Source organism: Bdellovibrionales bacterium (assembly GCA_041662785.1).
Taxonomy (GTDB): Bacteria; Pseudomonadota; Alphaproteobacteria; order UBA9219; family UBA9219; genus UBA8914.
Genome location: JBAZRW010000013.1, coordinates 20,404 through 31,615, shown reverse-complemented (window position 1 = coordinate 31,615; position 11,212 = coordinate 20,404). Strand labels below are relative to the sequence as shown.

Sequence of the window (11,212 nt, the reverse complement as noted above, 5' to 3'; positions counted from 1 at the left end):
ACACCGTCATGCCCGCGAAAGCGTGCATCCCGTTTATTTTTTCTCTACGAGTCACTTCATTCGCTTGTTGGTATAATACAGGGCGGATCAAAAAAACGAGGAGCCAAAGGCCCCTCGTTTTGTTATCCCTTACGTTCAAGTATTAGCGGACGCCCAAGACTTGATAGAAGTAAAAGCCAGCGGCAATCGTCGTTGAGTTTTCGTTTTCAACGCACCCAATCATTTTACCATCAAAAATGCCAGGCCAATTGGTTCCATCAATCAAGGTTCCAAGGCCAAAGTCACCAATGTCATCTGTCGCGCCATGCGCCGCACCGGTAGCCATCGTATTGACCTTAGAATTGATCTCGTCACAGACGCCTTCTGCAACGCGTAAAACAGCGACGCGGCTTCCAGCCGTCGTGCCAATGGCAGGAATAGCAATCAAAGGATAATTCCAAACATCCGTTGCCGGAGCCGCCGCCATCGAAACGGAAGGAGACGTGATACCGCCACCAAGTGGGGAGAACAGGTGGGTAGATAACGTTGTATTAACGGGATCTAAATCAACGGTTGAAAAATCAATCCCGTTACCAAGAATGCGCTCAAAACCAATTTTCAGGTTTTGGCCCATATCGATCATAGCCGTCGCTTTAGCTCTGTTACCTTCACCGGTTGTTCCCGTTGTAAAGGAACCACTGCCAGCCGCAATGGCCGCCGCCAAAATGCCAAGAACCGCAATAATAAACAGGATGGGGCCAATCGCGATGCCGGCACACGATCCCATACGTTGGTGAGGTCTATTCAATACAATGCCAATCATGGGATCCCCTGTTTCAAGTTTTTAAGCTCCTGAACAATCTACGGCGAGATAGTTAACCAAAGATTACTCTTGCAAAAGCTACGATTCGACGTTGCCAGTTTGTCATAACCAGCCATAAATGCAACAGCTTTCAAGCCAGCCTCTACCCATAGACATAAAGCCATTATTATTTTGAATCGGGCATCAAAAACGTTATTTTCTGGGCGACGAGGGTCGCTTTCATTGGCGTGGCTGCCGGACACTTCATCCCCACACAGAAATCTTTGATTTGCCAACGATATTGGGGGGAAATCGTATCGACATAACTTAAAACCGTAAGCCACGTCCTGAATTTCGCCCCTTCAACCGCAGAAATGGCTAGGGACTGGTCATTGGCCAAGGTAAACGTAATGTCAGGAAACCGACTTTTCATACGATCAATAATAACGCCTATTTCCGAGGCATCTGGGGCCTTGATCACAATCTTAGGAAGAAAAGGTTCTCGTGCAGAGGCCTCAACAACGCTTTTCTTGGACTGCACGGACAGGTTGAGGGTGTAGAGCGCGAACACAATAACCAAAAGCGCAGCCCCCCAGCAAGAGGCGACAATAACAATAGTCGCTTTATCAAAAGACTGCACAACTCGACCGATCAAGCGAGGCGCCAGCATATGCGTAAAAGAAAGCCCTTCGGTTTTCATTTCCTATCTTCCCTTCTTCACTTGCCCAGCCGATAGAGACTCAGGCGAATTGCCGATCACGACGCCGAACTCACCTCCGGACTCAAGGGTCTGCCCACCAAGATCATTGATTCGGTTTGATGTGACATTTTCAGGAACAATCGCACGCCAAAGAACTTTATTTCCTGTGATCAGATAAATATCCAGATACCCATTTAACGATAAAAGGCCATCGTTAATATCAGCAAATTTGGCCAGCTGTTCACGCATGGGACTGGCGCGTTGCGCTTGAACGGCATGAAGAAGTTGAACCGATTTTTGCTCTGATCGCTCTTGGATTTCGTGAAGGTTCGTATTGGAACGCATCGCCGACATCGTTGCAAAAAACCAAACAACGATCGCAAGGCTCAAAACAATCATCGCGCTAAAAACAGCCAGAGCCGCCAAAACGCGCCGTGACCTTTCTTCAAAGAGAGAAAGCGAAAACCATGGAATCGGCGAGAGCTTTTCGATGCGATCAGGGATCATCTCAATCACAGGCGCGTCGCCAAGCTCACGCGACATGCGCTCTGCCTTGGCGCGCACCACAGAAGATGTCCCACGATGGATTTGCAACCCATCCTTTAGAACCGTCATCATGGTCGCCGATTCATCACTGAAATAAGTATAAATGACAGGTGGTTCCGATGAATCCTTCATCCCCGGAAGGCAAGAAGCAAAAGGACACCATGTATTGGGATGCGACCCCATGTCCGAGGAGCGCACGACCAGATACCAAATTTTATCGCCTTGGGCTTGCCAAACAATATGAATCCGCTCGGTATCCGCCGCCTCAGCGGCGGCGTTCCAGACGATCTCTTGCTCACTCCCCACCACACGCGGACAACACCCCCCAATGATGTCTGCAGGAAAGTGATAATCGCCAACAGCAGAAACCGTCCCCACAAGCGATTGAATCAATGTACTGGAAGACTCAGCAGAAAAAGAATCCTTAGCGGTTTCCTCATACAAAGGATCCTCGTGGCGTCCACCGCCGACAAAGAAGTTCATGACCTTTGCAACCAGTCCCTTTTCTACCATTATTATCCTCCGCGCATTTCCGTGAGACTGTTGAGGAAGTTTTGATTTTGAAGCATCAGCAGATAGATCGTTGTCAAAATTGTAATGCCTGACAGACCAATGAGCAAATACAAACCGAATTTCAGTATCTTGCGCTGATCCGCCTTGGCCATCAAGTCCCTTTCCACGGCAATCGATTCATAGACCTCGCCCAATTGATCCACGGTCTGGATCGTCCTGATCTGATCCCGTTCAGGCTTGGAAAGAGGCCAACGCGACAGGGCCCGCGCAGGCTCTACGCCCGATAGAATCTTCTGTTTACATTCCGCCCAATAACCTCGCGCAGCAGGCTCGACAGAGCTTTCGATAATAATCTCTAAAGCTTCAGCCAAGGGAACCTTGCCATGCAAAAGGCGGGTCATCAGCTTACAAGTATCTTTCAAGCTAACATTGCGCAAATAGGGGGAAAGGAGGGGAATCCGCATCATCATACGCGCCGTATAGTGATCCTTTTTGTGCCGATTGCGCCAATAGGAAAGGACAAAGAAAATAACCGCTAAAATAATAAGCGATGACACAATCAACATCGTCATATTCAAAAAGCTAACCATTTTGATCCCTCGCTCAAACTTGGCGATGACAACAGGATCGGTACTGTTTGTTCCTTTTTCCTTCAAATAGGGGATAAAGCCAAACTGCGTGCCCCAAATAGAACCAATGGTCGAGATAATATCGAAGGACAGCCAGCTAAGCGCCGCAATGATCGTTTTGTACTGGGTTCCTTTTTGCTCCACATGCTCAATCGCGTGTTGGATAACGCCCTTAAGATCGCCAGCGCGTTCACCCGCCGTGATAATAGCCATCGTCGGCGCATCCATAAGCTTAAGCTCACGCAAGGCTTCGGAAAACGATCCACCGCCCTTCAGCACGGTGCGGGTCGGCAGAAAGGCCAAGCGGCGACGGGGATCTTCTTCGCCTTCGATAATGTTCAAAAGAGCCGTTCCCGCCGATGCTGTCGCCGACTGAAAACGGATGGCGCGAAGCAACTGCATCTGCCAATCGCGCGAACGAACATCCATCCATTCAAAAAGGGGCGGCTTTTGCTCATGAATGTTGATGGGCCAAACCCCTCGACCACGAAGCTGGCGCCGAACAGAGTGGACATCGGGAAGATAAAAATCTTCCTCATGAATAAGAACAGCGCCGCCGATGGTCGGTTGAGCATAACGGGCATGATAAAGCTTCATAGCGCGCCCCCCCTCACCGTCCACGCCCCTGACGCGAGGAAGCTTCTTCAACCATCAAGGAAGCGCCCATATTGGCATCAATGGCACAGCGACGAATAAGATCGCGAATGGACTCGCGGCGCGGCAGATAGATCGTGCCCGGCACATCGACAACCGAGGTTGTGACGTTCGAGACCATCATCTCGGTAATCGCACGACGACTGGCCTGATCCTCTGGCGGGAACATGGCCTCTAGAACAAGGGTACGACCTAAAAACCCAGTGTGATTGCACAGGTCACAGCCGCCATGGCTGACCAGCGCGACGTTTTCCTCTGGCCTGAGGCCAATGTCGGCGCACCGCGCTTCATCCTGAAACACACGAATGGCCGTATCAAGCGTATGGCACGCGGGGCAAACCGTTTTAACAAGACGCTGAGAAAGCGACGCCACAAGAGCATGCCCCAGAATATAAAGGCCGCTGGTGCGATACGCCGCGCTGAGGAAACCGTCAACGCGATCCAGCGTATGCAAAGCGTCAACCGCGTGAACGGTCGTGATAACCAAATGGCCTGACTCCGTCGCACGAAGCGCCGCTTCGACCGTGTCACCGTCACGCATTTCGCCGACGATAATGACATCAGGATCATGGCGCATAAGGGCGCGAATAATATCGGCAATCGAGTTGGCCGAGTTATCGGTCACAGACGTTTGATCGACGAGCGGCATATCATATTCAACAGGCGCTTCAACCGAATAAACGGCGCGGGCCGAGCGGTCAATTTCCTGAATAATACCGTAAAGCGTTGTTGATTTACCAGAACCTGTCGGGCCGCTGACGACGATCAACCCGCCATCTTTGGTGTGGCCATGAACCGCTTTACGCAGTTTCTCGGCCACAGAGGGCGCGTGCATAAACAACTCGTCAAAGGTACGCAGGTTTTCACGATCCAGCAAACGAAGGGTGAGTTTTTCACCAGACGGCGCGACCGGCAAGGCGGCCACACGAACGTCGATGACGCGGCCTTGCCACTCAAACCCCAAACGGCCATCTTGTGGATGTTGCCTGTCGGCAGCATCCATTTTCGAGTCCGTCTTAATGCGCGTAACCAGTGGAGCCATGACGCGATGAGGGATCAAATGCTTGTATACAAGATCACCGTCAACGCGGTAACGGATCCAGCACCGCGCATCATCTTCTTGCAAGGAGAAATGAATATCCGATGTGCGGCTTTGCAAGGCTTCGGCCAAAATATCGTTGAGCGCTTGCTCAATCAAACTGGCATCATCAGGATCACGCGCCAGCGCGGCAAAGATGCGCAACAGACGCTCACCCGCCACCTCGCTTTGTTCGCGCATAAGGCGGGCGAGTTCAGCGCGATCCCACGATTCAACCTCTATCTTAAGAACGTCGCGGTTAGCTCGTTGAAGAGCGGTGGTAATGCGCAAAAGATCGGCATCATCGACGCGATCCCCTGACGCCAAACGTAAAATACCGTCCTTCAGTTCCAACAGGCAAAGCCCCATCGCCGTTTGGTTGGCCACCGAGACATAAAGACGCAAGGCCTGCGTCGTCAGGTCTTCTCGCGCCGCGCCCTTACTCTTTAGACGATCAACGCCCTCAGCCACAAAACCGTTGCGATGAAGGATTTCTTCAATCGTCAAATAGCGTCCCGTCGCACGGCGCATGGTTTGTTCGGCCAAGGCCAATTCATAGTGGCGCGACTGGATGTTTTTCTCGCCAGAGGGAAGCAATTCAACGGTTGTTACAGGATCGCTCATTACTTCCCCATCGGAAGCGGAACAGAATTCTTTTCCATGTTATCGGTTTTAGGCGTTGATGCTTTCTGTCCCTTTTTCTGAACTTGATCTTCCGCCCTTTGTTGATCACGGGTTTGCGCCGCTTTGTTGGTCAAGGAAGCCGCTGCCTCAAGGATAAGTATTTTCTTTTTCCCATCGACGAGGATTTCCGCTTTCTTGGCCTCAAGGTAGGTCAGCTTGACCTCTTTCCCCTCGCCCGCATCAAAAGACTCGCCTACCGTCACGACAGCCGTTGTGCCATCTGGTTTGTAGATAAGCGCGCGATTACCTACCGTTCCGATCAAGTGATACGTGCCGCTAGAAACCGTTTTTGTCGCGCCCGCCCCGCCCTCATGATCAGGCATAGGAAGCGCGTCAGACGGCAGCGGCGGAATCTTCCCCGCCATCATCTTTTCAAGCTCATCGGCTGTTGGCGGCATCGGAATCCCGCCAGAGGCTCCACCGCCTTTTTTGGAAGAGCCCGTTGCGTCATTTTTTGAGGAACCCGCCTCGGCCTTCTCGCTCTTGGCCACGCCACGAATAGGGATCACGGCAAAACCAAGGCGACCTGTATGACGAATGATTAAATCGGTGGAAAGAATGCCCTTTGCTTCAGGCTTCCAGACCATGGTCACGGGGCAGGACTCGCCCATTTTAAGGTCCATGTCCGGCGCACACCCTTGCTCAAGGCGTTGCAAGCCGTTTTCAGCCGCAATCACCTCAATAGACAGGATCGTGATCACTTCATTGCCATCATTGACCATCAAAGCCGAACGCACGGCCTTATCCGTCCCCACTTCAATCTCGCCAAAATCAATGGGCTTAATGTCTTTGGTGCTAAGGGAAAGCCCCGTCCCACCCTTATCCGTCGATCCTGCGTTTGTCCTGCCGATGACCCGCGCCCGTGCGATCCGCCCCGCCGCCTTGTGGGTAAGAAGAAGCTCTGCCGTCCACGACCCTGCCCCCGTCGGCGTTGTCTCTATCGTGACCGAACAACGACTGGCGGCCAGAATCTTACCCTCTTTACTGCAATCATCGGCGACAATATCCGCACGCACGTTGCTATCCACATTGGCTTTAATACTTTCGATTTCAACGGCTACATTAGACTGATTGACAAAAAAGAAGGTGGCGCGACGCCCAACATTAAGAGGAGTCTCCCCCACATCGACCTCGGGTTTCGGCTCAACAATAATATCCTGATCGGTGCGCGAGGAACCGCGAGAGGACGACCCAGGTGCTAAAAAGGAAGCATCACGCGCCGCCCAAGCTTCTGCGCCACAGAGCGTCAGCAAAGCGACCAAGACAAGAGCCAAGGGAAAGCGAAAAACCGTCATAACCCGCCCCCTGTCAAAGACATAGGCGCGCCAACAGGCGAAGACGCAGGCGAAAGCATTTCATCAAACGCATGACTGAATCCGCGCTGCATAAGGCGTTTGTCAACAGGCGCGCCATCGGCAACGGGCTCCGCCATCGCTTGCGAAAGAGGCTGCGGCAACGGCTCTTCCTTTACCATCAATTCAGGTTTTGCAGGCGGCAAAGGGTCAAAGGAGGATGAGGAGGAAGGCGAAATGGGCAACGCCATTGTTTGGGCGCCATCCTTGTCAATCACAATCGCATCCTGCTCGATAGGTTTACTGGCCGTCTTCTTTGTTTTCTTGGCAGGCGCTGTTGCCGCAGGCTCCTCTTCGGAGTCCGCAAACACAACCACGGATGGCTTGACCAAAATGACAAGCTCTGTGTTCTTTAACTGATCGCGCCCATAAGCATTCAGCGACGCCCCAAACGGCAACGGCACGCCATCACGATCATTGGTATCGCGTGAGGAGACAAGGCCCGCGAGAACGAGGTTATCCCCCGGCCGCACGCGAAGCGATGTCGTAACCTTGCGCTCGGACGTTTCTGGCAAATCCACTGTTGTGCCATTTTCCATCGTTGTCGGGTTCAGGCTAATGACATCCTGCAATTCAAGGTCAAGACTGGCCGAGATAATGCTGGACTCGAAAGAGCCCCCAACGCTGATCTTAAGACCCGTGTCAATGCTATCCGTCGAAACAGTATTGCTACTGGTCGTGGATGATGTTGTCCCCGCTACAGAGCTGTTCGTCCCCACCTGCGAGATGTAACGTTGTTTGCCGCCCACGCGGAAATCAGCGCTAGACCCCGAAACAAAGGTCAACTGCGGATTACTGATGGTTTGAACCTGCCCTTGTGTTGAAAGGAACTGAAGGACAGACTCGGCATCAACTTTTCCGCTAAAGGTCGCACCAAGGCTAACCCCCGGTGAGGCCAAACTGGCAAACCCCGTTGTGCCGCTTAAAAGGATGTTCTCAGCCTTTGTTCCCATCTTCTCAAGGCTGAAACTTCTCCAGTTAACGCCAGCGGCACGATCTTTGTTGAGCACAACCTCCCAAATATAAAGCTGCATCACAACCAACGGGCGTCCATGGCGCAAGCTATACAAATACTCTTTGACCTGCTCCTGACCATCCACATCCGTTGTGTAGAGAAGATTGCCCCCCTGAAGATCAATGCGCGCCTTATCCCCCGCCAACTCGCCAATCGTGTCCGCCATCGTATTCGTCGCCGCGCCCGTGGCGCTTGTCTTAGTGGGAACCGTGGGAAGATCGATGATAAAGGTTTCTTTTTCCTTCAGCTCAAGAAGGCCATTACGGAAACTGCAAAAAACCTTGGCCGAGGTACAAACTTTCTCCACCACTTTGGGCAAAGAACCGCTCAGGTTTGTGACCGTCACAAGGCGGCTATCAAACGATCCAGCCTCCCACGACAAAGACACATCCGTCCCCGACAAAATGGCTTGCAACGCTGACGTCACAGGAACGGCGTTCAAATTGGTATTGGGAACAATGATGTTGGCAGGCAGCTCTTCCGTTCGGCTTAGACGGCGTTCATGCAACCGCGACCCCAGATGCAAGGTTACGATGGGAGGATCCTCAGCGCCTCGCACCGTTTCCTCAGGATCGGGAACTTCCGCCACAGTAGGCAGACGTCCTGTCGTGGATTTAGCCTTGGGCACGTCAACATCCGTGCATCCAAGAAGGATGGCCAATAGCACTGGCAGAAAGAAAAAACCGGATCGCATTATTTCACCATGACTCTTCGGGGGCTCCGTCGTTTAGCAGGCGGATTCCAACCCTATGATTAACCGCATTTTAAGTTGATAATTCGTTAACTTCTTTTAAGGGAAAAAGGCCTATAAACAGAGAAATCCTCAATAAAGGAACCCGCTTATGTTAACTTCCTCTCTTTCCTGCCAAAATCGCCGCCAAGCCTTTACGCTGACCGAGGCCGCCATCGTCCTAGGCGTTGTGGGAATCGTGATGGCCGCCATATGGGGCGCAGCCAGCTCAGTCGCAAGCAACAAAAACATTAATAAGGCGGTGGAGGATCAGGCCATGATCGTCCAGAACATGCGATCCCTTTATAAAAGCCGCCCCATGAAAACAGGGACAGCCAATTTTACAGAATTGATGATGAAAGCGGAAATCTTCCCACCTTCCATGATAATAGACGGAAAAGCCTTTCCCCAAACGGCTTGGGGAACAGATGTTAAGATAGAGCCTTCGGTAGCAACCAGATTCGAGATTACTTATCTCCCCCCCCTTCCAACCGAGGTTTGCGCGCAACTTATAGCGCGCGCCGCTGGCCCCAACCGTGATCGGGGGCTTACAAAAATAGATTTTGGCGGAGGAGGCTATACCACCTCCGATCAACTGAGCAGTGTAACGGCAACCACGGTTCCTGCCTGCACAAGGGCCAGTTTCAATTATAATATTCAAGGTTAGCCCCTCTTATGACTCAACAAAAAACAGCTTTTATCACGGGCGCGACGGGCTTTGTCGGCGCGGCAGTGGCGCGGCTCTTGGAAAACCAAGGCTTTGCCTTGCGGCTTTTATGCCGCCCACACAATGACCGCCGCAATCTAGAGGGCCTGACAAACTACACCATCGTCGAAGGCGACCTGACCGCCCCCGCAAGCTATGCCAAAGCACTGGAAGGCTGCTCTGTTCTTTTCCATGTCGCGGCAGATTACAGGATATGGGTTCCTGACGAGGCGGCCATGAACCGCATCAACATCGACGGGACAAAGGCGCTTATGCTCGCCGCGCAAAAGGCGGGAATCCCGCGCATCGTCTATACCAGCTCGGTCGCCACCTTAGGAATTCCAAAAAGCGGCGAGGGTTCGGAAGATACACCCGTTTCGCTAGCCAACATGGTCGGCGTATACAAGCGCTCCAAATATCTGGCCGAGGAAGTCGTGCGCGTCCTTATCCGCGAAAGCGCCCTCCCCGCCATCATCGTGAACCCCTCGACGCCCATAGGGCCTCGCGATATCAAGCCCACGCCTACGGGCCGGATTATTATCGAAGCGGCGGCGGGACGTATGCCCGCCTTTGTCGATACAGGCCTGAATATCGCCCATGTTGATGATGTCGCGATGGGGCATTGGCTGGCCTTTGAAAAAGGTCAAATAGGCGAGCGTTACATTCTGGGCGGCGAGAACCTTGCTTTCGGCGCGATTTTGAAGATTGTGGCCGGTCTGACAGGGCGCAAAGCCCCTACCCTCAAGCTGCCACGCCTTCCTTTGTTTCCGATGGCTTACGCGGCAGAGTTCATAGCAAGGATGACGGGCAAAGAGCCTATGCTCACCGTCGATGGCCTTAAAATGTCCAAAAAGAAGATGTTTTTCTCATCTAGCAAGGCCAAGCGCGAGCTTGGCTATGCCCCCCGCCCCGCTCAAGATGCCATCGCCGATGCCGTTGCTTGGTTCAAGAAAAACGAGTATTTATAACACTTAACTCAGATAAGGTGATTTTATGGATACCCTCGAAACGCCCAGCGGCAAGAACGAAAAAACGGAAAACTTCCCTGTCGAAAAACTCGTCGGGCCACAGTACCGCCCTCACGTCCGCGCCTTTTACGCCTTTGCGCGCGCTGCCGACGATATCAGCGACAACCCCATGCTGACGGCAAGTGAGAAAGTCGCGCGGCTGAATCGCTTTGACACAGCCCTGATGACTCCCAATGATGACACCATTCCTGCCCTCATTCCCTTACGCGAAAGTCTGGCGGAAACGGGCGTCACGCCACAACATGCGCGGGACTTGCTGATCGCCTTTAAGCGCGACGCGACCAAGCTGCGTTATGAAAACTGGGAGGAGCTCCTTGACTATTGCCGCTATTCTGCCGCGCCTGTGGGGCGTTACATGCTGGATCTGCATGGCGAGGACAAAAGCACATGGCCCGCCAGCGACGCCCTGTGCACGGCGCTTCAAATCATCAACCATATTCAAGATTGCGCCGACGATTACAGGCAGCTGGATCGCGTCTATATCCCTCTCGACATGATGGCTGTTAAAGGAGCAACGCCAGAAGCACTGGCAGGCGTGGAGTCTACCCCCGCTCTGCACGAAACGCTGATGGCCATGCTGGACAAAATGGGGCCAATGGTCGAGCTGGCGCAGACGTTCGCAAGCCAAATCCGCGACCCGCGCCTGCGCTATGATACGGCGGTCACGACAACCATTGCCGTTCGCCTTGTCAAACTGTTGCGTGAGCGCGATCCGCTAAAGGACGATGTCAAACTTAGCCAACGTCAAAAGCTAACAGCCATGGCGACAGGCTTTATCAAGATGTGGATGTAGCGC

At 52.7% G+C, this 11,212-nt stretch carries 10 protein-coding genes; 3 read left to right on the top strand and 7 right to left on the bottom strand.

The genetic code is table 11. The features are described 5' to 3' along the window. Nucleotides 1-142: 142 nt before the first annotated feature. From WC612_07860 to WC612_07830, 7 genes are all read right to left on the bottom strand, one after another. Complete coding sequence (locus WC612_07860) at nt 143-802, bottom strand: hypothetical protein (protein MFA6280682.1); 660 nt, start codon at nt 800-802, stop codon at nt 143-145. 166 nt (nt 803-968) lie between these two features. Continuing rightward, nucleotides 969-1,481, bottom strand: coding sequence for a hypothetical protein (locus WC612_07855; protein MFA6280681.1), 513 nt, complete (start codon nt 1,479-1,481; stop codon nt 969-971). A gap of 3 nt (nt 1,482-1,484) precedes the next feature. Further along, the gene (locus WC612_07850; GenBank protein MFA6280680.1) at nt 1,485-2,540 is read right to left on the bottom strand and encodes a hypothetical protein; all 1,056 of its coding nucleotides are present in this window, start codon (nt 2,538-2,540) and stop codon (nt 1,485-1,487) included. 2 nt (nt 2,541-2,542) lie between these two features. Then, nucleotides 2,543-3,766: a type II secretion system F family protein gene (locus WC612_07845; protein MFA6280679.1), complete on the bottom strand. Its 1,224-nt coding sequence runs from the start codon at nt 3,764-3,766 to the stop codon at nt 2,543-2,545. A 13-nt stretch (nt 3,767-3,779) separates the two neighbouring features. Next, nucleotides 3,780-5,525 carry an ATPase, T2SS/T4P/T4SS family gene (locus WC612_07840; protein MFA6280678.1) on the bottom strand — a complete coding sequence of 582 codons (1,746 nt, stop codon included), beginning with the start codon at nt 5,523-5,525 and terminating at the stop codon, nt 3,780-3,782. Beyond that, nucleotides 5,525-6,880: a hypothetical protein gene (locus WC612_07835; GenBank protein MFA6280677.1), complete on the bottom strand. Its 1,356-nt coding sequence runs from the start codon at nt 6,878-6,880 to the stop codon at nt 5,525-5,527. The genes WC612_07840 and WC612_07835 overlap by 1 nt, the downstream gene beginning before the upstream one ends. Next, complete coding sequence (locus WC612_07830) at nt 6,877-8,646, bottom strand: hypothetical protein (GenBank protein ID MFA6280676.1); 1,770 nt, start codon at nt 8,644-8,646, stop codon at nt 6,877-6,879. The genes WC612_07835 and WC612_07830 overlap by 4 nt, the downstream gene beginning before the upstream one ends. 148 nt (nt 8,647-8,794) lie before the next feature. Between WC612_07830 and WC612_07825 the strand changes: the two genes are divergently transcribed. The 3 genes from WC612_07825 to hpnC are packed head-to-tail and all read left to right on the top strand — an operon-like array spanning nt 8,795 to nt 11,209. After that, complete coding sequence (locus WC612_07825) at nt 8,795-9,349, top strand: type 4 pilus major pilin (GenBank protein ID MFA6280675.1); 555 nt, start codon at nt 8,795-8,797, stop codon at nt 9,347-9,349. A gap of 8 nt (nt 9,350-9,357) precedes the next feature. Then, on the top strand, nt 9,358-10,356 hold the full coding sequence (gene hpnA / locus WC612_07820; protein MFA6280674.1) for a hopanoid-associated sugar epimerase: 999 nt from the start codon (nt 9,358-9,360) through the stop codon (nt 10,354-10,356). A gap of 25 nt (nt 10,357-10,381) precedes the next feature. Further along, nucleotides 10,382-11,209, top strand: a complete 828-nt coding sequence (gene hpnC, locus WC612_07815; protein MFA6280673.1) for a squalene synthase HpnC — start codon at nt 10,382-10,384, stop codon at nt 11,207-11,209. Nucleotides 11,210-11,212: the final 3 nt, after the last annotated feature.

Excerpts from the sequence above, each read along its gene's own strand:
- WC612_07845 (MFA6280679.1), bottom strand. The coding sequence starts at position 3,766 with ATGAAGCTTTATCATGCCCGTTATGCTCAACCGACCATCGGCGGCGCT.
- WC612_07825 (MFA6280675.1), top strand. The coding sequence starts at position 8,795 with ATGTTAACTTCCTCTCTTTCCTGCCAAAATCGCCGCCAAGCCTTTACG.
- hpnC (MFA6280673.1), top strand. The coding sequence starts at position 10,382 with ATGGATACCCTCGAAACGCCCAGCGGCAAGAACGAAAAAACGGAAAAC.
- WC612_07860 (MFA6280682.1), bottom strand. The coding sequence starts at position 802 with ATGATTGGCATTGTATTGAATAGACCTCACCAACGTATGGGATCGTGT.
- WC612_07830 (MFA6280676.1), bottom strand. The coding sequence starts at position 8,646 with ATGCGATCCGGTTTTTTCTTTCTGCCAGTGCTATTGGCCATCCTTCTT.
- WC612_07855 (MFA6280681.1), bottom strand. The coding sequence starts at position 1,481 with ATGAAAACCGAAGGGCTTTCTTTTACGCATATGCTGGCGCCTCGCTTG.
- WC612_07850 (MFA6280680.1), bottom strand. The coding sequence starts at position 2,540 with ATGGTAGAAAAGGGACTGGTTGCAAAGGTCATGAACTTCTTTGTCGGC.
- WC612_07840 (MFA6280678.1), bottom strand. The coding sequence starts at position 5,525 with ATGAGCGATCCTGTAACAACCGTTGAATTGCTTCCCTCTGGCGAGAAA.
- WC612_07835 (MFA6280677.1), bottom strand. The coding sequence starts at position 6,880 with ATGACGGTTTTTCGCTTTCCCTTGGCTCTTGTCTTGGTCGCTTTGCTG.
- hpnA (MFA6280674.1), top strand. The coding sequence starts at position 9,358 with ATGACTCAACAAAAAACAGCTTTTATCACGGGCGCGACGGGCTTTGTC.